At 68.3% G+C, this 22,148-nt stretch carries 21 protein-coding genes; 8 read left to right on the top strand and 13 right to left on the bottom strand.

Annotated elements, in window-relative coordinates:
* Positions 1-13: 13 nt before the first annotated feature.
* Positions 14-283: a DUF3017 domain-containing protein gene (locus tag E0H75_RS30015; protein WP_131517189.1), complete on the top strand. Its 270-nt coding sequence runs from the start codon at positions 14-16 to the stop codon at positions 281-283.
* Between the two features lie 29 nt (positions 284-312).
* On the top strand, positions 313-789 hold the full coding sequence (locus E0H75_RS30020; RefSeq protein WP_238163357.1) for a GNAT family N-acetyltransferase: 477 nt from the start codon (positions 313-315) through the stop codon (positions 787-789).
* A gap of 59 nt (positions 790-848) precedes the next feature.
* Here the strand turns inward: E0H75_RS30020 and purH are convergent, their stop codons facing one another.
* From purH to E0H75_RS30035, 3 genes are read right to left on the bottom strand one after another with little or no spacing between them, the layout of a single operon-like run.
* Positions 849-2,408, bottom strand: coding sequence for a bifunctional phosphoribosylaminoimidazolecarboxamide formyltransferase/IMP cyclohydrolase (purH, locus tag E0H75_RS30025; protein WP_131517040.1), 1,560 nt, complete (start codon positions 2,406-2,408; stop codon positions 849-851).
* A complete protein-coding gene (purN, locus tag E0H75_RS30030; protein WP_131517041.1) occupies positions 2,405-3,037 on the bottom strand; it encodes a phosphoribosylglycinamide formyltransferase in 633 nt (210 codons plus the stop codon). The genes purH and purN overlap by 4 nt, the downstream gene beginning before the upstream one ends.
* A 10-nt stretch (positions 3,038-3,047) precedes the next feature.
* Positions 3,048-4,307, bottom strand: coding sequence for a cell division protein PerM (locus E0H75_RS30035; protein WP_131517042.1), 1,260 nt, complete (start codon positions 4,305-4,307; stop codon positions 3,048-3,050).
* A 175-nt stretch (positions 4,308-4,482) separates the two neighbouring features.
* Here E0H75_RS30035 and E0H75_RS30040 point away from each other — a divergent pair, with 175 nt between their 5' ends.
* Positions 4,483-5,817: a hypothetical protein gene (locus E0H75_RS30040; RefSeq protein WP_131517043.1), complete on the top strand. Its 1,335-nt coding sequence runs from the start codon at positions 4,483-4,485 to the stop codon at positions 5,815-5,817.
* An 83-nt stretch (positions 5,818-5,900) separates the two neighbouring features.
* Here the strand turns inward: E0H75_RS30040 and sucD are convergent, their stop codons facing one another.
* Together sucD and sucC are read right to left on the bottom strand one after the other, a co-directional pair.
* Entirely contained in the window at positions 5,901-6,791 is an 891-nt protein-coding gene (sucD, locus tag E0H75_RS30045; RefSeq protein ID WP_131517044.1) for a succinate--CoA ligase subunit alpha, read from the bottom strand.
* 13 nt (positions 6,792-6,804) lie between these two features.
* Complete coding sequence (gene sucC / locus E0H75_RS30050; protein WP_131517045.1) at positions 6,805-7,977, bottom strand: ADP-forming succinate--CoA ligase subunit beta; 1,173 nt, start codon at positions 7,975-7,977, stop codon at positions 6,805-6,807.
* A 189-nt stretch (positions 7,978-8,166) separates the two neighbouring features.
* Here sucC and E0H75_RS30055 point away from each other — a divergent pair, with 189 nt between their 5' ends.
* Positions 8,167-9,804, top strand: coding sequence for a glycoside hydrolase family 13 protein (locus E0H75_RS30055; protein WP_131517046.1), 1,638 nt, complete (start codon positions 8,167-8,169; stop codon positions 9,802-9,804).
* Between the two features lie 59 nt (positions 9,805-9,863).
* Here the strand turns inward: E0H75_RS30055 and E0H75_RS30060 are convergent, their stop codons facing one another.
* The 4 genes from E0H75_RS30060 to E0H75_RS30075 form a co-directional block, all read right to left on the bottom strand.
* Complete coding sequence (locus tag E0H75_RS30060) at positions 9,864-10,610, bottom strand: carbohydrate ABC transporter permease (RefSeq protein WP_420323309.1); 747 nt, start codon at positions 10,608-10,610, stop codon at positions 9,864-9,866.
* Positions 10,611-10,741: 131 nt separating this feature from the next.
* Complete coding sequence (locus E0H75_RS30065) at positions 10,742-11,800, bottom strand: carbohydrate ABC transporter permease (RefSeq protein ID WP_131517048.1); 1,059 nt, start codon at positions 11,798-11,800, stop codon at positions 10,742-10,744.
* 93 nt (positions 11,801-11,893) lie between these two features.
* The gene (locus tag E0H75_RS30070; RefSeq protein WP_131517049.1) at positions 11,894-13,216 is read right to left on the bottom strand and encodes an ABC transporter substrate-binding protein; all 1,323 of its coding nucleotides are present in this window, start codon (positions 13,214-13,216) and stop codon (positions 11,894-11,896) included.
* A gap of 316 nt (positions 13,217-13,532) precedes the next feature.
* Positions 13,533-13,952 (bottom strand): coenzyme B12-dependent isobutyryl CoA mutase small subunit, encoded by a 420-nt coding sequence (locus E0H75_RS30075; protein WP_131517050.1) that lies wholly within the window; start codon positions 13,950-13,952, stop codon positions 13,533-13,535.
* A gap of 133 nt (positions 13,953-14,085) precedes the next feature.
* Between E0H75_RS30075 and E0H75_RS30080 the strand changes: the two genes are divergently transcribed.
* The 4 genes from E0H75_RS30080 to E0H75_RS43255 all read left to right on the top strand — a co-directional run bounded on the left by E0H75_RS30080 (position 14,086) and on the right by E0H75_RS43255 (position 17,313).
* Positions 14,086-14,949, top strand: a complete 864-nt coding sequence (locus E0H75_RS30080; RefSeq protein ID WP_131517051.1) for an esterase/lipase family protein — start codon at positions 14,086-14,088, stop codon at positions 14,947-14,949.
* A gap of 389 nt (positions 14,950-15,338) precedes the next feature.
* A complete protein-coding gene (locus E0H75_RS30085) occupies positions 15,339-16,064 on the top strand; it encodes a M23 family metallopeptidase (protein ID WP_238163350.1) in 726 nt (241 codons plus the stop codon).
* A gap of 41 nt (positions 16,065-16,105) precedes the next feature.
* On the top strand, positions 16,106-16,624 hold the full coding sequence (locus tag E0H75_RS30090; protein ID WP_131517052.1) for a DUF6886 family protein: 519 nt from the start codon (positions 16,106-16,108) through the stop codon (positions 16,622-16,624).
* 530 nt (positions 16,625-17,154) lie between these two features.
* Positions 17,155-17,313 (top strand): hypothetical protein, encoded by a 159-nt coding sequence (locus E0H75_RS43255; protein WP_165554110.1) that lies wholly within the window; start codon positions 17,155-17,157, stop codon positions 17,311-17,313.
* Here E0H75_RS43255 and E0H75_RS30095 read toward each other — a convergent pair.
* The 4 genes from E0H75_RS30095 to pcrA all read right to left on the bottom strand — a co-directional run bounded on the left by E0H75_RS30095 (position 17,303) and on the right by pcrA (position 22,073).
* Positions 17,303-18,283 carry an NAD(P)-dependent alcohol dehydrogenase gene (locus E0H75_RS30095; RefSeq protein WP_131517053.1) on the bottom strand — a complete coding sequence of 327 codons (981 nt, stop codon included), beginning with the start codon at positions 18,281-18,283 and terminating at the stop codon, positions 17,303-17,305. The two genes, E0H75_RS43255 and E0H75_RS30095, sit on opposite strands and share 11 nt — an antisense overlap.
* A 77-nt stretch (positions 18,284-18,360) precedes the next feature.
* On the bottom strand, positions 18,361-19,038 hold the full coding sequence (locus E0H75_RS30100) for a TetR/AcrR family transcriptional regulator (RefSeq protein ID WP_202873235.1): 678 nt from the start codon (positions 19,036-19,038) through the stop codon (positions 18,361-18,363).
* Between the two features lie 45 nt (positions 19,039-19,083).
* Positions 19,084-19,647 carry a hypothetical protein gene (locus E0H75_RS30105; RefSeq protein WP_131517054.1) on the bottom strand — a complete coding sequence of 188 codons (564 nt, stop codon included), beginning with the start codon at positions 19,645-19,647 and terminating at the stop codon, positions 19,084-19,086.
* A gap of 107 nt (positions 19,648-19,754) precedes the next feature.
* Positions 19,755-22,073, bottom strand: coding sequence for a DNA helicase PcrA (gene pcrA / locus E0H75_RS30110; protein ID WP_131517055.1), 2,319 nt, complete (start codon positions 22,071-22,073; stop codon positions 19,755-19,757).
* Positions 22,074-22,148: the final 75 nt, after the last annotated feature.

Raw genomic sequence — 22,148 nt, forward strand, 5'->3', positions numbered from 1 at the left:
GCGTGACGTGCTGATGGCGGGCGAGGCTCAGCGCAGCAGCGAATGGCCGTTGGTGCTCTCGCTCCTGGTCGCCCTGACCGGCCTGGTCGTCCTCACCTTCTACGACTGGCGCAACGGCGTACTGATCTTCGCCGGCGCCGTCATCCTGGCCGGCCTGCTCCGCGCCACCCTCTCCGACACCGCCGCCGGCCTCCTCCACGTCCGCGGCCGCATGTTCGACACCACCTTCCTCATAGCCGTCGGCGCCGCCATAACCGCCCTAGGCCTGATCGTCCCCAACTAACAGACCCGATTAGGGTGGTCTGGGTGAGCATGCTGGTCCGGCCTGCGACCCCCGCGGACGCACCGCGGGTCGTCGAGATCTATGTCGACTCCTGGAATGCGGGATTCACCGGTCTGATGGCGCCCATCGAAGCCGATGCGGGCCGGATCCAACGCTGGGCCGCCGACCTGGCCAGCGACCGCACCAACTGGTGGGTCGCCGAAGCCGACGGCACGGTCGCGGGCCTGGTCGGCATCGGCCCCAGCCGCGATCCGCTAGACCCACGCTTGGGCGAACTCGACACGATTGCTATCGATCCGGCGTACTGGCGAACCGGCGTCGGCACCACCCTCATGCACACCGCTCTGGACGCACTACGCGCTGCCTACCCCCAAGCGATCCTCTGGACACTCGCCAACTACCCCCAGGGCCAACGCTTCTACGAATCAACAGGTTGGTACGCCGACGGCACCACCCGCGACAACGGCCACCAGGTGATGTTCCGCCACGACCTCGACGGTGGTTAGTGCGATAAGCCCTGCAACTCAAGGAAAGGCGGGCGGGAGCACGCGTGGGGGGACCGTGCTCAGTGGAAGAAGTGGCGGGTGCCGGTGAAGTACATGGTGATGCCGGCTTTTTCTGCGGCTTCGATGGCGGCTTCGTCGCGGATGGAGCCGCCGGGCTGGACTACTGCTTTGACGCCACCCTCGATCAGCACCTCGAGCCCGTCCGGGAACGGGAAGAACGCGTCGGAGGCAGCCACGGAGCCGGTGGCGCGCTCACCTGCGCGGGAGACGGCGAGCCGGCAGGAGTCGACGCGGTTGACCTGGCCCATGCCGACGCCGACCGAGGCGCCGTCGGCTGCGAGCAGGATCGCGTTGGACTTGACCGCGCGGCACGCCTTCCACGCGAACGCGAGGTCGGCCAGCACCTCAGGCGACGCCGCGGAACCAGCCGCCAGCGTCCACGCCGACGGGTCGTCACCAGCAGCCTGGAACCGATCGACGTGCTGCATCAGCAACCCACCGCTGACCGCGCGCATCTCGACTGCATCGCCATCAGTCGGTGCGTCCGCGACCAGCAGCCGGATGTTCTTCTTGCCCTGAAGGATCTCGACAGCGCCATCCTCGAACGCCGGCGCGACGAGCACCTCGGTGAAGATCTCCGCGACCTGCTTGGCCAGGTCCACCGAGACCGGCCGGTTGGTCGCGATCACACCGCCGTACGCCGAGACCGGGTCGCACTCGTGGGCGCGCCGGTGAGCCTCGGCGATGTCCTTGCCGACCGCGATGCCGCACGGGTTCGCGTGCTTGATGATCGCGACAGCCGGCTCGCCGAAGTCATACGCCGTACGCCGGGCCGCGTCAGCGTCGACGTAGTTGTTGTACGACATCTCCTTGCCGTGCAACTGCTCCGCGGACGCGAGACCGCCACGACCGTTGGTGTACAGCGCCGCCGGCTGATGCGGGTTCTCGCCGTACCGCAGTACGGCGGCCTTCTCCCAGGTCGCACCGGCCCAGGCCGGGAACCCACTGCCGTCCGACGTGTCGGTGAGCACGCTGCCCATCCACGACGCGACCGCGACGTCGTACGACGCCGTGTGCACAAATGCGTCGACGGCGAGCCGCTGCCGCTCCTCCAGGCTGAACCCTCCGGCAGCCAGCGCCGCAACGATCTCCGGGTAGCGGGACGGCGAGACCACGACGGCAACGTTGGCGTGGTTCTTGGCCGCGCCACGGACCATCGACGGCCCACCGATGTCGATCTGCTCGATGCACTCGTCCGTCGACGCACCGGACGCAACGGTCTCGGTGAACGGGTAGAGGTTGCTCACCAGCAGGTCGAACGGCTCGACCCGCATCTCGGCCAACTGCTCGACGTGATCGGTCTTGCGTACGTCGGCCAGCAGCCCCGCGTGCACCATCGGGTGCAGTGTCTTGACCCGCCCGTCCAGGCACTCCGGGAATCCGGTCAGCTCCTCGACCTTCGTCACCGGTACGCCGGCCGCCGCGATCCGGGCCGCGGTGGAACCGGTCGACACCAGCTGGACGCCGGCCGCGGACAGTGCTGTCGCGAGCTCCTCCAGACCGGTCTTGTCGTAGACGCTGATCAGCGCCCGGCGGATCGGCCTGCGGTCGGTGCTCACTTCAGTCGAACCTTTCGTCCGGTGATGGTCCAACCGTCGCGCACCAGCCGGCCGACCCACTCCACCAGCTGGCGGCGTTCGACCTCCTTGATCCGCTCGGTCAGGGTTTCTTCGGTGTCGTCGTCCTCGACGGCTACGACGACCTGCGCGATGATCGGCCCGGTGTCGACGCCGCCGTCCACGAAGAACAGGGTCGCGCCGGCCACTTTCACGCCGTACTCGAGCGCGTCCCGCGGCCCGTGGATGCCGGGGAACGCGGGCAGCAGCGCGTTGTGGGTGTTGATGTACCGGTCGCCGAACGCGGCCAAGAAGTCGTCGCCGACGAGCTTCAGGAAGCCGGCCGACACGACCAGGTCGGGTTTGTGCTCGGACACCGACGCGGTCAGCGCACGGTCCCACTCGACCCGCTCGGCGTAGTCCTTCACCTTGTGCACGAAGGTCGGCACCCCGGCGGACGCGGCCCGGTCCAGCCCGGCGATCCCGTCCCGGTCGGCACCGACGCCGACGACGCGGGCGCCGTACGCCGGGTCGGCGCAGGCGTCCAGCAGGGCCTGCAGATTCGATCCCGATCCGGACACCAGCACGACAAGGCGTGCAGGGTCAGGGGTAGGCGCAACCGGGTCTGTCACGCCGCAAACCTTATCCCGCGGCGTCCACCTCGACGTCAGCCGGTCGGCGGGAGGCGATGACCGCGGCGGTGATCGACGCCCCGATCGCCATCCCTGCGGCCAGTACGCCGGCCGCCGGCAACGCGGCCGGGATCCCCACGGCCGACATCCGCCCAGGGCCGGCCGAGCCGCCCGACAGCGCCATCAGCAGGTAGAGCATCACGCCCGCGATCAGCGCCGCGATACCACCGCGGAGCGCAAAGGCGTCCCAGCCGAGCGCCTGCGCCTCCTCGTCCACCAGACCGCGCCGCACCACGACCAGTCCGGCCACCACACCAGCGATCAGCGGGACCACAGCGGTCAGTGCGAGCAGGTACGTCGGTGTCGCGCCATCCTCAGGTACGGCGGCCAGCAGCGGGAGCGCAGGCAGATTGCCGACGTCCACTCCGGTCGGGGCGATCGTCGTCCCCACGCCCAGCTGGAATCCGGGTCCGGCCAGGAACGAGACGACGTACAAGATCATGTTCGGCACCAGCATCAGGCAGATGGCGAACAGCACCACCGACCCGATCACACCGGCATCCAGCAGCTCGAGCATCCCGGTGATGCGAGAGAAGTGGATCGCGAGCAGTACGCCGTACAGCACCGAAGCGATCGCGATCACGGTCAGGACCGCGGCCGCCGCGGCCGGCACGGTGTCGCGGAGACCGATCGGTGTCGCGTCGGCGATGTCCGAGGCCGCACCGGACTCGACCAGTACGCCGAGGGTCCCGGCGACGAAGGCGATCGTCGCGGCACCGAGGAACGCCGCCAGCGGGTGCACCTTCAGCGACCCGTCCGCTGTGAGCAGCGCCACGATGAGCCCACCGAGGCCGTAGACGACGGCGAACACTCCGGACAGCAGGATCAGGTCCCCGGTCCGGTCGGCCGCGCTGTTCCTGGCCGCTGACTTGCCACCGCGGTAGAGACACCAGGCGAAGAACAACGTCAGACCGAGCGGTGCGATCGTGAGAGACCCGCCGCCGAGCGTCACACCGGCCTTGTGGGCAACCAGCCAGGCGGATGCGCCGGCGCGGAGTGCGCCGGAGGCGCCGCCGAACGTCGCGGCCAGCCAGCCGATCACGGCCACCGCAGCACACGTGAGCAGACCAGTCAGCAGGCAGGCTCCGGCCGAGAGCATCGCCGACAGGATTACCGGCTTGGTCGGGGCGACGACGTCGGACGGGGCGGGCCCGGGCGTCTGGTGTGGTCCGCCGTCACGGGCGCCCGGGCGGCTCAGCATGTCGGTCATCTGACTCCCATCGTCACCCTGGCGCGAGATGCCACTCGTTCTGACACGCCGGATATGGAAGACTTCGGCGCGCTTGCTCACGCTCGGTTCACCCCCGCTGGCCGGCGGGTAGCTGACTGTGGGCGACCGGGATCCACCGGGTACTGTCGGGTGGAATCAGTCAGGAGGTCGAGCTTTGGCCGGTTCCCACCGCGCACCGCGCGGCGGCGGTCGTGCCGCTGCCCGGGAGGCGCGCCGGCAGAAGGCGCGTAAGCGGAACCAGACGATCGCGGCCGGAATCGCGGTCGTTCTTCTGGTCGGAGGCGGCGGTGTTGCCGCTCTGAACGCGTTCGGCGGCGACAACTCACCCAGCGCGAACGCCGGCAGCGGAGCCTCCGACGACAAGTCCGCAGACTCGAAGGTGCTGACCGACGACAAGGCCCTGCTCGACGGCGCCACCGCGAAGCCGCTGGGCGCGACCGGGGCGTGGACGATCACCAAGACCGCCGACGGCAGCAGCGCGCCGGACCGCGCGTTCGCGTGCCAGTCCCAGCGGTTCGCCGACCCGGCCGGACTGCGCACCTGGGTCCGCACGTTCCAGAACGCGGCCACCAAGCAGACCGCCGTCCAGTACGTCGAGGTCTCGAACGACGCGGCCGCGGCCGGCAAGGCGTACAACTCGATCGTCGGCTGGCTCGGCCAGTGCAACTCCGAGAAGCAGACCCGGCTGTCCGCCAGCTACCTGACCACGGGCGTCGGTGAGCGCGGCTGGATCGCCGTCTTCGGACAGCCGTCCGGGACCAAGACGAAGTACAAGACCATCGCCGTCGCGGTCGCCGGTCAGGCGACGATGGTGCTGGAGCACGACACGATCGCCGGGACGCCGCCCCCGCCGAACGCCGTACTGACGGCCGCGGCCGCGGCCGCGAAGCGGATCTGCGCGCAGTCCGGCGGCTGCAGCAAGGCGGCACCGGTGGCGAAGCCGAGTCTGCTGCCGAGCACTGAGGCGCCGGGGTTCATGGCGCCGGTCGACCTGCCGGTGCTGGCCGAGATCGACAAGCCGTGGGTGAGTACCCCGGCGAAGACCGGCCCCGGTACTCAATGCGAGAACTTCGACCCGAAGAAGGCGAAGGCGACCAAGTACGGCTCGCAGACGTATCTGACCCCGGACGCGAAGGTGCCGACCGAGTTCGGCCTGGACGACACGGTGGCCAAGTTCGCGACCGCGAAGGCGGCGAGCACCTTCGTCGCCCAGATCCGCAAGAACGTCGACGGCTGCGGGAAGACCGTCTCGAACGCGAAGGTGGAATCGACCGGCGAGATCGCGACCAGCGTGATGAAGGGCGAGACCTGGGAAGCGTCGTTCGACACCGGTAGCGGGAACAAGTTCACCTACCGGATCGGCGTCGCGGTCTCCGGTGATCGCGCGGTCTACTTGCTGTTCCCGGTGCTGAAGGGCCTCGACGTCACCGACAGCGGCTTCCGGGAGACGCTGATCCGCGCCACCGAGCGCTCCGCCGCCTACAAGTAAGTCCCTGCAAACAAGTAGGGCCCCGGCAAACAGTAACGGGACCCACGGCCGAGGCCGCAGGTCCCGCTCGCTACCGCTGATGCTTACTTGGTCAGGCCCTGCATGATCTCGCGCATCAGGTTGGCGGTCTCGGTCGGCGTCTTGCCGACCTTCACGCCGACGGCCTCGAGGGCCTCCTGCTTCGCGGCCGCCGTACCGGACGAGCCGGACACGATCGCGCCGGCGTGGCCCATCGTCTTGCCCTCCGGCGCGGTGAAGCCCGCGACGTAACCGACGACCGGCTTGGTCACGTTCGCCTTGATGAACGCGGCCGCCCGCTCCTCGGCGTCACCACCGATCTCACCGATCATCACGATCGCATCGGTGTCGGGGTCGTTCTGGAACGCCTGCAGCGCGTCGATGTGCGTGGTCCCGATGATCGGGTCACCACCGATACCGATCGCGGTCGAGAACCCGAAGTCCCGCAGTTCGTACATCATCTGGTACGTCAGCGTGCCCGACTTCGACACCAGACCGATCCGGCCGGGACCCGCGATGTCGGCGGGAATGATGCCGGCGTTCGACTCGCCCGGGGTGATGATGCCGGGGCAGTTCGGGCCGATGATCCGGGTGGTGCCGGACGCCTGCGCGGCGGCGAAGAACGCGGCGGTGTCGTGCACCGGCACGCCCTCGGTGATCACCACGACCAGCGGTACGGCGGCCTCGACGGCCTCCAGTACCGCATCCTTGGTGAACTTCGGCGGCACGAAGATGACCGACACGTCCGCGCCGGTCTCCTTGACGGCGTCCGCGACAGTCCCGAACACCGGCACCGACTTGCCGTCAAAGTCCTGGCTCTGCCCCGCCTTGCGCGGGTTCACGCCGCCGACGATGTTGGTGCCCGAGGCAAGCATCCGGGTGGTGTGCTTGGTGCCTTCCGAGCCGGTCATGCCCTGGACGATGACCTTGCTGTCCTTGGTCAGGAAGATAGACATGTTCAGCGATCCCTTACTTCGCAGCCAGCTCGGCGGCCCGCTTGGCGGCGCCGTCCATCGTGTCGACCCGCTCCAGACCGGCCAGGCCGGCCTCGTCGAGGATGCGGCGGCCCTCCTCGGCGTTGTTGCCGTCCAGCCGGACGACCAGCGGCTTGGTGACGGCCTCGCCGCGGCTCGCGAGCAGCTCGAACGCCTGCACGATGCCGTTCGCGACCTCGTCACACGCGGTGATGCCACCGAAGACGTTGACGAACACACTCTCCACCTGCGGGTCGGAGATGATGATCTCCAGCCCGTTCGCCATCACCTCGGCGCTCGCACCGCCACCGATGTCGAGGAAGTTGGCCGGCTTCTGGCCACCGAACTCCTCACCGGCGTACGCAACGACGTCGAGCGTGGACATGACCAGACCGGCGCCGTTGCCGATGATGCCGACCGAGCCGTCCAGCTTCACGTAGTTCAGGCCCTTGGCCTTGGCCGCCGCTTCCAGCGGGTCCGCCGCCGAGACGTCCTCGAACTCGGCGTGGTCCGGGTGCCGGAAGTCCGCGTTCTCGTCCAGGGTGACCTTGCCGTCCAGCGCCTCGACGGTGCCGTCGGCGAGCTTGACCAGCGGGTTCACCTCGACCAGCGAGGCGTCCTCGGCAATGAAGACGTCGTACAACTTGACGATCTCCGGTACGACGGCGTCGATCACGTCGGCGGGGTACTTGGCCGCCGTGGCGATCTCACGCGCCTTCGCCTCGTCCACGCCGGTGCCCGGGTCGATCGAGATCTGCGCCACCGCGTCGGGATTGGTGTGCGCGACCTCCTCGATCTCCATGCCGCCGGCGGCCGAGGCGATGCAGAGGTAGTTGCGGTTGGCCCGGTCGACCAGGAAGGAGAAGTAGTACTCCTCGGCGATCGCCGCGGCCGGCACGATGTTCAGGATCTTGACGACGTGGCCCTTGATGTCCAGCCCGAGGATCTCGCGGGCCTTCTCCTCCGCCTCGTCCGGTGAGGAGGCGAGCTTGACGCCACCGGCCTTCCCGCGGCCACCGGTCTTGACCTGGGCCTTCACGACCACTCGGCCACCGATCTCCTCGGCCGCCGCGCGGGCTTCCTCCGGAGTGGTCACGACCGCACCCACGGTCGTCCGCACTCCGTGCTTGGCGAAGACCGTCTTCGCCTGGTATTCCATCAAGTCCACGACTGTGGTCCCTCTCTCGCACCTGTTCGAGTAGGCCGCGGCAGGCGGGCTGAACCCAATGGAGGGGCACGGTCGCCGGCGCGTTCCGTCGGCCTGAGACTAGCCACCGTGCCGGGCACGGCAACAGCCGGGGTACACGCTGAGACGACCGTCACAGGATTCTTCCCGGGCCGTGCCAGGCTGGGACGCATGACCGATCCAGCAACCAGACCAGCTGACGACTGGTGGCGTAGCGCCGTCGTCTACCAGGTGTACCCGCGATCCTTCGCCGACGCCAACGGTGACGGGACGGGTGACGTCAACGGCATCCGCGCCCGGCTGCCGTACCTCGCCGATCTCGGCATCGATGCGATCTGGATCAGCCCGTGGTACCCGTCCCCGCTGCTCGACGGCGGGTACGACGTGTCCGACTACCGCGACATCAACCCCGACTTCGGCACGCTGGCGGACGCGGACGCGCTGATCGCCGAGGCGCACGCGCTCGGTCTGCGGATCCTGATCGACCTGGTGCCGAACCACTGCTCCTGGGAACACCCGTGGTTCAAGGCCGCACTCGCGGCGGGCAAGGGCTCGCCGGAGCGGGACCTGTTCTGGTTCCGCGACGGCAAGGACGGTGGTCTGCCGCCGACCAACTGGCCGGCCGCGTTCGGTGGCGGCGCCTGGCAGCAGATCGACGACGGACAGTGGTACCTGCACCTGTTCGACATCTCCCAGCCGGACTGGAACTGGGACAACCCGACGGTGATCGAGGAGTTCGACGCGATCCTGCGGTTCTGGTTCGACCGCGGCATCGACGGGTTCCGGATCGACGTGGCCGACTCGATGGCCAAGGACCCCGCGCTGCCCGACGTACCGCTGCACAACGGGGAACCGACACGGGAGAAGTACGTCGGCAACCCGTTCTACGACCAGCCCGGGGTCCACACGATCCACCAGCGCTGGCGCGCGATCGCCGACGAGTACGCCGATACGCCGCAAGGACCGCGGGTGTTCGTGGCCGAGGCATGGCTGTCGCCGGCCGAGCGGCTGGCGCAGTACGTGCGGTCCAACGAACTGCATTCCGCGTTCAACTTCGACGTACTGCGGTGTGCGTGGGACGCGAAGGAGTTGCGGGAGGTCATCGACCACACCACGGAGAACCTGTGGGCGGTCGGCGCACCGGCGACCTGGGTACTGAGCAACCACGACACCATCCGGCATCGCACGCGGTACGGCCGGGACCAGCGGGACGCGTTGGAAGGTGCGGGCGTCGTACCGACCGATCTGGAGCTCGGCCGCGGCCGGGCCCGTGCCGCGGCGCTGCTCGAGCTCGCGCTGCCGGGTGGCGCGTACGTCTACCAGGGCGACGAGCTCGCGCTGCCCGAGGTCGAGAATCTGCCCGAGGACGTTCTCGACGACCCGACGTGGGAACGCTCCGGCCACACGGTCCGCGGCCGCGACGGCTGCCGCGTCCCGATCCCGTGGAGCGGTTCGGGGCCACCCTTCGGCTTCGGCCCCGGCACCGACCAGCCTTGGCTTCCCCAACCAGCCAACTGGTCAGCTCTGACTGCCGAGACGCAGGCCAACGACCCCGACAGCCACCTCAACCTCTACAAGGCCGCGTTGCGTATCCGTCGGTCACACCCAGCCCTCGGCGAAGGCCGCCTCACCTGGGACGACGAAGCCCCCGCCGGTGTCCTCTCCTTCACCCGCGATTCGTTCCGCTGCCTGGTGAACCTCAGCGACGTCCCCATCCCGCTCCCGCCGCACCAGCAACTCCTGCTGTCCAGCGAGCCTCTGACCGGCAACCGCCTACCCGTCGACGCCACTGCCTGGCTGCAGCTCTGACCGCACCACCGGGGGCCGGAGCCGCGGGTGCGGCTCCGGCCTTCGTGGTTGTCGTGCGCCTACTTCACGCCACCTGCCGTCAGGCCGGCGACGATGCGGCGCTGGAAGATCAGCACCGCGATCACGAGCGGGATCGTGACGATGACACCGGCCGCCATCTGGCTGCCGAACGGTTGGTCACGGCCCGACGTACCGGTGAACTGGGAGATGATCACGTTCGCGGTCTGGATCTCCTTCTTATTCACCATGCTCAGCGCGATCAGGAACTCGTTCCAGGCCGCGATGAACGTGATGATCGCGGTCGTGAACACACCCGGTGCGGCCAGCGGAAGGATGATCTTGCGGAACGCCTGGGCCGGCGTACACCCGTCGACCATGGCGGCCTGCTCGAGTTCTCGCGGCATCTGCCGGAAGAACGCGGTCAGGTTCCACACCGCCAGGGGCAGCGCGAACGACAGGCTGGGCACGATCATCGCCTGGTAGGTGTTGATCCAGTCGATGTCGCTGAACAGCTTCTTCAGCGGGATCACCAGCGAGATGCCGGGGAACATCGAGGTGGTGATGATGATCGCCAGGACGACGTTCTTGAATTTGAAGTCCAGCCGGGCCAGCGTGTACGCCGCGACCAGGCCGATGAGCAGGGTCAGGATCGTCACCGTGCCGGCCACGATCAGGCTGTTCAGCAGGCCGCGCCCGAACCCGGTGCCGGGCTTGAACACGTCGGTGAAGTTGTCCAGCGACCAGGTGGTCGGAATGATCGTGTTCTCGAACTGGTCGGTCGGCCGGCGCAGCGCCGACACGAGCATCCAGTAGAAGGGCGCCAGGCAGTAGAGCACGATGATCGCGATACCGAGCAGTGGCAGCCACCGCCGGTACCAGGGCGCCTCCGCCGCCTTGACGTTGACGACTCTCCTCGGAGCCTTCTCAGCTACAGCCATCACTGACCTCCTGGGATGGACATGCTGGCGGCCCCGGTGACCTCCGACGGAGCCTCCTGGAGACGACGCCGGTTACCACGGCCGCCGCCGTTCTTCCGGGCCGCCCGCGCCTCGCCGATCACGTCCGCACCGAGCAGCCGCACGAACACGTACGCGACCACCGCGACGTAGATGAACAGCAGAGTCGCGTACGCCGCCGCAGGCCCGTAGCGGGTCTGGTTGGCTTCCAGGTACGCCAGGATCGACAGCGTCTCGACCGACTCCTTGTTCGGGCCGACCAGGACGAACGGCAGGTCGAAGATGCGCAGCGTGTCGAGGATGCGGAACAGCACCGCGACCAGCAGCGCCGGCTTCACCAGCGGCAACGTGATCCGAGTGAACGTCTTCCAGGCGCTGGCGCCGTCCACCTTCGCCGCCTCGTAGACCTCGTCCGGAATCGTCTGCAGACCCGCCAGTACGAGTAGCCCGATGAACGGCGCCGTCTTCCAGGTGTCGGCGATGATCACCGACAGGACTGACTGCCAGCCCTCGGTGGACCACAGGATCTGGGTGCCCAGCATGGCGTTGGCGATGCCGTCGGCCTGGAAGATCCACTTCCACAGCAGCGCCGACACGACGGTCGGGATCGCCCACGGGACCAGGATGCTGGCCCGGACGATACCGCGGCCCTTGAACGCCTTGTGCATCACCAGTGCCATCGCGACACCGATGATCGTCTCCAGGACCACACAGGTGACGGTGAAGAACGTGGTGTTGTAGAAGGCGTTCCAGAATCGGTCCGCGGTCTCGCCATGGAAGATCGCGGAGTAGTTCTTGAGCCCGACGAACTCGGACCCCTGGACGACGAATCCGCTCTCGTCGATCCGCTGACCGCTCGTGTACAGCGACTCGCGCAGCGCCGACAGGATCGGGTAGACGACCACCAGGAGCAGCACGATCAGGGTCGGCGACAGCAGCAGTGCGGCCAGCCGCCCGGTGCCTTCGTTGAACGAGCTCCGCCGCGGCTTCTTGGTGGTCTTCTGCTTCGGTCGCTCTGCGACCGGGGCGGATGTACTCACCTCTGCCTCCTTCTCTCCGTCCGCCTTCCGGCGGGCGGTGACAGGCCGGGGCCGGCACGCAGCGTTGCCACTACGCGCCGGCCCCGCGATGGGTCATTGCGTGATGAGCGTGCTCAACTTGGTCTGCAGTCCGGTCAACGCGTCCTTCGGTGGCATCGTGCCGGTCATCGCGCCGTACGCCGCCTCCTGGATCGCGGTCGTCACGTCGCCGTACTTGACCACCTTCGGCCGCGACTTCGCGGACTCGATGGAGGCCTTCAGCGGGGCCAGGTACGGGAACTGCTTGTTCAGCGCCGCGTCGTCGTACAGCGACGCCCAGGTCGGTGCCTGCGAGGTCTTCTCGATGTTCGCCTTCTGGCGCTCCTCGCTGGACATGAACTTGATGAAGTCCGCCGCGGTCGCCTTGTTCTTGGCGAACTCCGAGATGGCGTAGTTGTGGCCACCCAGGGTGGACACGCCCTGGCCGGACATGCCCGGCAGCGGCGCGACCGCGAACTTGCCGTTGATCTTCGACGAACCGTCGGTCTTCTCCGCCAGCGCGTACACGTACGGCCAGTTGCGGTGGAAGATCAGCGAGCCTTCCTGGAACGCCCGGCGGCCCGGCTCCTCGGTGTAGGTGATCGAGGCCTTCGGGAACTCACCCGACTTCAGGCCGTCGACGAGGAAGTTCAGGCCCTCCAGCGCCTCCGGGGTGTCGACGTTCGGCTTGCCGTCGTCACCGACAACGACACCGCCCGCACCGTTGACGGCCTCGGAGAAGTTCACCGTGAGGCCTTCGTACTTCTCGAACTGACCCGCGTAGCAGCTCATCGTCTTGGCCTCGGGCAGCGCCTTGATCTTCGTGCAGGCGTCCTTCATCTCGGCCCAGGTCTTCGGCGGCTGGACGCCGGCCTTGTCCAGCAGATCCTTGCGGTAGTACAGCAGGCCACCGTCGGACGTGACCGGTACGGCGTACAGCTTGTCGCGGTACTTCGCCGTGTCCAGCGTCGACGGGAGCAGCTTGCCCAGGTCGGGGAACTGGTCCTGCGGCAGCTCGGTCACCCAACGGTTCGCGGCGAACTCAGCGGTCCAGACCACGTCGAGGTTGAGCACGCTGAACGCGTCGGACTTGATCTGCGCGTTCTGGATCATCTGCGCGCGCTGCTGGTCCGCGGACTCGGGCAGCTCCGACACAGTGACCTTCTCGTCCGGGTGCTGCGAGTTCCACGCCGCGACCTGGTTCGTCAGGTTCCCGGAGGTGTCCTTGCCGGTGGCAAACGTGATCGGACCGCGGCCTTCGAGCGCTGCGCCCCCGGACGAGCCGCTGTCACCGCTGCTCCCGTCGTCACCGCCACCACACGCGGACGCGAGCAGCACCAGGCTGCTGGCGACGGCCACGAACGCGGCCTTGCGTGTATGTGATCGTTCAAACCTCATCGTCTACCTGCCCTCTCCCGATGGGATATCACTTGGTCCTGCGTCGAACGGGTCATCGGCCCCCACCGCACCGTGTCCCCGCCTGTCCGGACAGTAACCGACATCGAGGGCCCTGTGTTCTGTGCCACACAGCCCGCCGCTGAACAGTCCGGAACGGACAGCCGCATGGCTGTATGCGACCGCGATTCGACAGCCCGCACAACCGGGTGCTTCTTAACGATTCGGTATTACCGGTTAGTAACCTGACTGAACACGCCGTGACTGTTCAGAACGACTCCGGGCAGTCGTCATCACGCTCCGGAGCGGATCGCCCGGGTCAGGCCGTCGTGGCGGACGCGTCGCCGACGTTCGCACGGACCCACTCGACGATCTCGGTGGTAGTCGCGCCGGGGGTGAAGATCTTGTGCACGCCGAGTTCGGCCAGCGGCTGCAGGTCGGCGTCCGGGATGATGCCGCCGCCGAACACCACGATGTCGTCGGCATCCCGCTCGGTGAGCAGTTCGCGGACCCGCTTGAACAGGGTCATGTGCGCCCCGGACAGCACCGACAGGCCGATCGCGTCGGCATCCTCCGCGATCGCGGTCTCGACGATCTGCTCCGGGGTCTGGTGCAGGCCGGTGTAGATGACCTCCATGCCGGCGTCTCGCAGCGCCCGCGCGACCACCTTCGCGCCACGGTCGTGGCCGTCCAGGCCAGGCTTGGCGACAACGACCCGGAGAGGACTCGTAGCAGGCATGTTCGCAGGCTATCCGGTCCGATCATCGCGGATAAGACACGAACGTGTGTGTTCCCCGCCACGCCAGGTGGGAACCGGTTACCTTGGAAGAGATCGGACCAATCGGGGGGTCTGGTTGTGTGAGGAGTCGCCGATGAGTGCCTGGCAGGACGAGGTACGTGGCGCAGTGGACGGACTGCTGTACGGCGCCCGGTCCGCACTCTCACCGCGGGTACTCCAGGGCGCCGCCGTCGAGATCGGTTGGCTCACCACCCATCTGGCGATGTACCCACTCGGCCTGGTCGGCAGCTCGGGCTCCCGCACCGAGCGACTCACCTTGACCGGCCTGACTCCAGCCCAGCGCAGCCTGCTGGTCAGCGACGTCAGAGCCGCCGGTACGCCGATCCTGCTCGCGCACGGGATCATCGACAACCACACCATCTTCGCGCTGATGCGCCGCCAGCTCGTGCGTCGCGGGTTCAGCAGCATCCACACGTTCTCGTACTCACCACTGACCCTGGACGTCCGTCGTACCGCGGAACGGATGGGCGAGGAGATCGAGGCGATCTGCGAGGCGTCCGGGTCGGACCAGATCCACGTGATCGGGCACAGCCTCGGCGGGCTGATCGCGCGGTACTACGTCCAGCGGCTCGGCGGGGATCAGCGGGTGCACACCTGCGTCACGCTCGGGACGCCGCATCAGGGCACCGTGGCGGCGCGACTGCTGCCGTGGCCGTTGGTGAAGCAGGTGCGGCCGGACAGCGACCTGATGGCCGAACTGGCCGAGCCGGCGCCCGGCTGCCGGACCAGGTTCGTCGCGTTCTACAGCGACGTCGACCAACTGATCGTGCCGCAGCGGCGGGCCCGGATCCGGCACACCGACCTGGTCGCGAGTAATCTGCGGATTCGCGGCGTGGGCCACCTGTCCCTGCCGTTCCACGGCGAGGTCGTGCATCGGATCACCGAGATGCTGGCCCACCTGGACGAGCAGGACGCCGACGCCGCAGGAACTGCCTGACAAGGCAGCTTTCCGGGCACCGACGGCGAATGCACGTGCAGCCGCTCATGCAAAAGTTTCGTGAAGGACGGGCCCGAAAGGGGGTGGCGGGGTTTGTGGCCTCGTGACCCATCCGTTATGGTGCATGAGCCCGCCGGGGGAATAAAACCTCCCGGAGGGTGCACAGCTTCAAGCCCCTCCTAGCCCCACCCCTAGCCCCTCCCCTGTGACCGAAAGGCCACGTTGTGTCCCAGCACCGTGCCGCGGGAGACCGCGTCACGCCCGGCAACGCTGCGCGCAATCCCGGCGCAGGACGTCACAGTGCCAAGCATCGCGTCGCCAGGCGTACCACCCCCAGCAGTACCCAGATCGTCGGTCTGACCGCGGCCCTGGCTGCGGCGGCAGGAGCTGTGGGATTCAGCCACAGCACCCTTGCCTCGCCGACGCAAGCCAACTCCGCGGTGAACCTGGCCGCGCTCAGCCTGGACAACGGCTCGATGTCCGGCATCACCACGGCCCGCATCCAGGCGCGTCAGCTCGCCACCCGTGACTCCTCCCGGGTCCAGCTGGCCGGCAACGACACGAACAAGAAGCAGGCCGCGGCCGCTCAGCTGGCCAAGGCCCGGGCGGCGAAGCTCACCGCGACCCAGGCGCTGACCAGCAAGCGCGCCTCCGCCCTCGCCAAGGCCAAGGCCGCGGCCGACGCGGCGGAGAAGAAGGCCCGCGAGTCCGCCACCCGCTGCGAGATCATGATCTCCGGGTACCACATCACCGCGACCTTCGGTCAGGGTGGCACCCGCTGGGCCCGTAACCACACCGGCACCGACTTCGCCGCCCCGATCGGCACCTCCATCCACACCGTGATGAAGGGCGTGGTGATCTTCGCCGACTGGGCCGGCGCGTACGGCCGCCAGGTCCAGGTCCGGCACGAGGACGGCACGGTCACCTGGTACAACCACATGTCGAAGTTCAGCGTCTCGGTCGGCGAGACCTTGTACGCCGGTGACCAGGTCGGCGCGGTTGGCGTGACCGGCAACACCACCGGTCCGCACCTGCACTTCGAGGTCCACCCGCACGGCGGCGAAGCGATCGACCCGATGCCGTGGCTGCGCGACCACTGCGGCCTGAACCCGTAAACCCTCAGACCTGACGCGGCGATCTGACTAAGCTGCTGAGCATGCGCCCGGCAGCCGGTGAGGTCCTGCACTTCTCCGAAGATCCGACCATCGAGGTCTTCCGGCCGCACGTCGCCAAGACGACGCGAGAGGCCACACCGTACGTCTGGGCCGTCGGCTATGACCGCGCCCCCGACTACTGGTTCCCCCGGCAGTGCCCCCGCGCGATGGCGTGGGTCGGGCCTGACACCACCCCTGACGACCGTGACCGCATCATCGGCGTCGGCTCCGGGACTCGCGTGCACGCGGTCGAGTACGGCTGGCTGGACGCAATGCGCTCCGTCGAGCTGTACGCCTACCGCCTGCCGGCCAAGCAGTTCGACGAGTTCGACGCGGCGTTCGTCGCGACCACGGAGGTCCGGCCGCTCGGTCCACCCGAACGCGTCGGCGACCTCTTCGAGCTGCACGACGAGGCCGGCATCCAGCTGCGCGTGCTGCCCCGCCTGCACGACTTCTGGGCGGAGACCACCACCAGCACCCTCGAGTGGAGCGGCATCCGGCTCCGCAACGCCCGCCCATGACGCCGTACGGCGAACTGGGCGAAGCGGCCTGGAATTGGGTGCTCGAGCAGGTGCAGTGGGACGACGACGGGCTTCCTGGAGGCGGAGGACAGGTACTACCCGGGCGCTGTGGCCAACGACGTCACGCTCGGAACTGGGGCGGCACTGATGGCCGCTCTGTGGGCACACCGCCGTGGTGAGAACGGCCGCCCGCTGGCCAATCGGGCCGCCGACCTCCTGCTGGGTGAGAAGGAGGAGTTGGCCACGGGGCTGAACTGGCAGTTCGTGTCGCGACGGTTCAAGACCGAGGACCCGATCGAGATGCCGAACTTCTCGCACGGACTGGCGGGCATCGCAGCGGTGCTTACAGTCGCCGGGGTCGAGCTGGAGCGGCCGGAGTTTGTCGACGCGGGACGGCGGGAGCCGGCGACGCGTTCCTGGATGCCTGGCACCGCGACGGCGATCGGCTGGACCTGGAGTTCGCCGTCCGGCTCGCGGATGCCGTCGTCGGGCGGGCGATCCATGATGGCGGGTCGGCGTACTGGCGGTTTGTGGAGCACAAGAACGAGGATCCGCTGCTACCTCCAGGGGTCGGCTGGATGCAGGGTGCGGCCGGGATCGCGGCGTACCTTTTCCGGATCGAGCGGGTGCTGGGCGGCGGTCGGGACGCTGTGGAGCGGATGGACAACTGGTGGGCGCTCAGACGGTGATGACCACCTTGGCCCGGGCGTGGCCGGTCTCGACGTGGCGGATCGCGTCGGCCGCGGCTGCGAGCGGGTAGGTCCGGTCGACCACCGGCATGAGCTTGCCGGCCTCGGCGAAGTCGCGAAGCGTCGCCAGATTGCCCCGGCTCGGGACCGCGTTGAAGAGTGTCACTCGCTGCGACACGAAGGGTGCTGACAACTTCCCTCTGACCATCAGGCCGACCGGCCCGAAGAGGCTGCCGCCGGTGAACAGCCCGCCCCCGGACAGGAGGAGGGTGCCGCGGCGAACCAGCGCCCGGCGAAGAGCCGTCAGGGACCGATTCCCGACGAGGTCGAGCAAGACGTCGTACTGCTGACGGGTCCGGCTGAAGTCGGTCTGCCGATAGTCGACGACGTCATCGGCGCCGAGTGACCGGACCAGGTCGACGTTCCCGGTGCCGCACACGCCGGTCACCTCCGCGCCGAGGGCCTTGCCGATCTGGACCGCGAACGTCCCCACGCCGCCCGACGCGCCGTTGATCAGCAGGCGCTGGCCGGGCTGGAGCTTCGCCGTGTCGCGCAGGCCGATCAGGGCGGTGTTCGCGGCCAGCGGGATCGCCGCGGCCTGCTCGTGGGTGAGGTTCGCGGGTTTGGTCTCGAACGATTGCGCGCGGACGGCGACGTACTCCGCGAAGGCTCCGGGCGCTTCGCCGTACACCTCGTCGCCGATCTGCACCCCGGTCACCGCGGGGCCGACCGCTTCGACGGTGCCGGCGAAGTCGGTGCCGCGGATCGGGACGTTGGGCCGGCGCCAGCCGAGATCGGCGGACGGGCGGGCGACGTACGGATCGCCGCGCAGCACGTGCCAGTCGCGGGCGTTGACCGACGCCGCACAGACCTTGACCAGCACCTCGCGATCGGCCGGGACCGGCCGGTCGACGTCGGTGAACTCCAGAACATCCGGCGATCCGTACCGGCGTTGAACGATGGCTTTCATCGCACCCACCCCAATTTCTTACGTCGTAAGGCTGCCTTACGGCGTAAGAAAATGCAAGAGGTCGCGGCCGCGGCGAGCTACTTGAGCCGGTCCAGACCGTCGAGGATCAGATCGAGGGAGAACTCGAACTCGGCCTGGTCGTCACACCAGCCGAGCGTCGACTCCGGGTCGTCGTGGGCGATCTCGGACAGCATGCCGACCAGGTTCGGCAGCTGATCCGCCAGGTCCGCGAGCATCCGGTCGGATTGGGCGACCGCGCCGGCGGACGGGTCGAACAGCTCCTGGGAGAACCCGAGCGCCCGGCTGCCGAGCGCGTGCAGGGCGTGGTGGGCAAGGTCGTACGAGAAGCCGCCGGACCGCATCAGACCGACCAGACGATCGTGGTACAGCACCACTGCCGGGCGCATCGTCGTACGACTCTCGAGGAGCCTTGGCGCCCAGGGATGCCGCAGCATGATCTGCCGGGCGGTCAGGATCCGCCGCCGCATCGCGGCCTTCCAGTCGCCCGGCTCACCGTCGGCGCGGTCGACGCTCTCGTTGAGCTCGGCCATCAGTACGTCGACGATGCCGTCGAACAGATCGTTCTTGTTCGCGACGTGGTAGTACAGCGACATGGCCTCGGCGCTGAGTGCTTCGCCGATCCGGCGCATCGTGACGGACTCCAGCCCGTCGGAGTCGGCGATCGCGACCGCGGCCCGCAGGACCCGGTCCCGGCTCAACGGGATCCGGGGTTCGGAGTTCGCCTGCACGGCCACGCGGATCCCCTTCCTACGCTTGATTCGTACAGCGTAAGGCAGGGTTCAGCGCTGCCAGACCTCGGCGGTGGTGAGGAAGGCGGACGAGCCGGGCTTGTCGGGCGAGCCGTCGACCTGGACGAAGCCGGGCACGGACGCGCCGCCGATCGAGACCGTCGCCGACCGGACTGGGGCGATCACCAGGCTGAGGCTGTGGTTGCCCTCGGCGAGCGGGAAGTCGTCGGTGGCGAACAGCCGCCGGTCCAGTACGCCGCCCATCTCGATCTGGATGTCAGCCGCCTTGGCGCTGAGTCCGTCGGCCAGATTCATCCGCACCTGGACCAGGTCACGCTCGACTGCGGGCTCGTGCCACGGCAGGCCCTGCACCTCGATGAACGAGCGAACGAAGTACCGCTCCAGCCAGGAGGCCAGATCGACGTCCTCCGACACCACCCGGACGATCCCGTCGAACCAGAGCACGACCGCCGTACCGGAGCCGCGGATGGACCAGTCGACCATCCAGATCGAGGCGTACGCCGTCACCTTGCCGTTCTCGTCGAACAGCCGCAGCCCAGGGTTGGCCCCCGCCAGGATGATCCGGCGGTTGCTACCAGCCGACGACTTGGACATGGGAGGACGCTTCCGGGAGGGGGCCGAAGAAGCCTTGATTGTCTCAATCTCCGGCTGGGACGCAATGTAAACGTCCAAAAGCTTGACGGGGATATGCCCGGGGCCGCTCAGATCTTCTCTACCGGCGCGTAGCGCAGCAACAACCGCTTCACACCCTCGGACCCGAAGTCGATGTCGGCCTGTGCCTGCTGGCCGTCGCCGCGCACCACCACGACTGTGCCCATCCCGAAGCTGTCGTGGACCACCCGGTCCCCCGGGTTCAGGCTGATCACGGGCTTGTCGGACGCGGTACGACGGGCCGGCTCGTAGCGACTGGGGATGCCGCTGCCGGTCGACGTCCCGGTGCCGGACCAGCGGGTGATGGCCGACTCGTCCCGGCGCCAGTCGAGCAGTTCGGCGGGGATCTCCTCCAGGAACCGCGACGGCGGGTTGTGCTGCGGCGCGCCGTACGCCGAACGGACCGCGGCCCGGGAGATCGCGAGCCGCTGCCGGGCCCGGGTGATGCCGACGTACGCGAGCCGGCGCTCCTCCTCGAGCTCCTTCATGTCGGTCAGCGACCGGGAGTGCGGGAAGACGCCGTCCTCCATGCCGGTCAGGAACACCACCGGGAACTCCAGGCCCTTCGCGGTGTGCAGGGTCATCAGCGTGACCACGCCACCGTCGTCGGCCGCGTCCGGGATCTGATCCGCGTCGGCGACCAGGGCGACCCGCTCCAAGAACGCCTGCAGGTCGGCGGCCTCACCTGCGGCAGTGCGCTCCTCGACGAACTCGCGGGCCACCGAGATGAACTCGTCCAGGTTCTCCAGCCGGGTCTCGTCCTGCGGATCCGTCGACTTCTGCAGCTCCTCGTAGTACCCGGAGCGGTGCAGCGCGACGTCCAGGATGTCGTCCGGCGGCGCGCCCGAGTCGACCATCGCGGTCAGCTCGTCGAGGATGTCGACGAAGGCCTGCACGGCGTTCACCGACCGCGAAGCCATCGCCGGCGCGTCCTGGGCCCGGCGCATCGCCTGCGCGAACGAGATCCGGTCCCGCGCGGCCAGCGACTCGATCGCCGCCTCGGCCCGGTCGCCGATGCCGCGCTTGGGCACGTTCATGATCCGGCGCAGCGAGACGGTGTCCTCCGGGTTCACCAGCACGCGCAGGTACGCGAGCGCGTCGCGAACCTCCTTGCGCTCGTAGAACCGGACGCCGCCGACGACCTTGTACGGATGGCCGGTCCGGATGAACACCTCTTCGAACACTCGCGACTGGGCGTTGGTCCGGTAGAACACGGCCACGTCGGACGGCTTCACCCCGTCGGCGTCGGTGAGCCGGTCGATCTCGTCGGCGACGAACTGCGCCTCGTCGTGCTCGTTGTCGGCGACGTACACCGCGATCTGCTCGCCCTGGCCCTGGTCGGACCACAGGTTCTTCGCCTTGCGGCCCTCGTTGCGGCTGATCACCGCGTTCGCCGCGGTCAGGATCGTCTGGGTGGAGCGGTAGTTCTGCTCCAGCAGGATCGTCTCGGCGTTGGTGAAGTCCTCCTCGAAGGCGAGGATGTTGCGGATCGTCGCACCGCGGAACGCGTAGATCGACTGGTCCGCGTCGCCGACCACCATCAGCTCCGCCGGCGGCGCGGTCGGGCCCATCCGGCCCGGCTCGTCCTCGCCGCAGAGCTCGCGGATCAGCGTGTACTGCGCGTGGTTGGTGTCCTGGTACTCGTCGACGAGGACGTGGCGGAACCGGCGGCGGTAGTACTCCCGGACCTCCGGGAAGGCCTGCAGCAGGTTGACCGTGGTCATCAGCAGGTCGTCGAAGTCCAGCGCGTTCGCCTGGGCCAGCCGCTCCTGGTAGATCCGGTAGCACTCGGCGTAGGTCTCCTCCAGGTGGTTGGAGGTCTTCGCCGCGGCGGTCTCGTGGTCGATCAACTCGTTCTTCTGGGTGCTGATCCAGTTCAGCACGGCCCGCGGGTTGTACCGCTTCACGTCCAGGTCGAGCTCGCGGCAGACCAGCGTCATCAGCCGGCGCGAGTCGGTGTCGTCGTAGATCGAGAACGTCGAGTTGATCCCGAACCGCTTGATGTCGCGACGCAGGATCCGCACACAGGACGAGTGGAACGTCGAGACCCACATCAGCTTCGCCCGCGGACCGACCAGGTCCACCACCCGCTCGCGCATCTCGGCGGCGGCCTTGTTGGTGAACGTGATCGCCAGGATGGATCCCGGATGCGCGTCGCGGGCCGCCAGCAGGTAGGCGATCCGCCGGGTCAGCACCCGGGTCTTGCCCGAGCCGGCGCCGGCGACCACCAGCAGTGGCTTGCCACCATGCACGACGGCGGCGCGCTGCTGCGGATTGAGCCCCTCGAGCAGCGAGTCCGGATCGGTCCGATGCGTCTTCGGCTCCTCCAGCGGCACCGGGAGCTCATCAGGCGAGAACAGCGTAGTCATCACCCAACACCTTAGGCGCTCCCGCCGACAGTTACCGAACGCCGGTTCGAATCGGGGGTCGGCGTTCGTGGTTGA

The sequence above is a fragment of the Kribbella capetownensis genome, assembly GCF_004331485.1.
Lineage (GTDB): Bacteria > Actinomycetota > Actinomycetes > Propionibacteriales > Kribbellaceae > Kribbella > Kribbella capetownensis.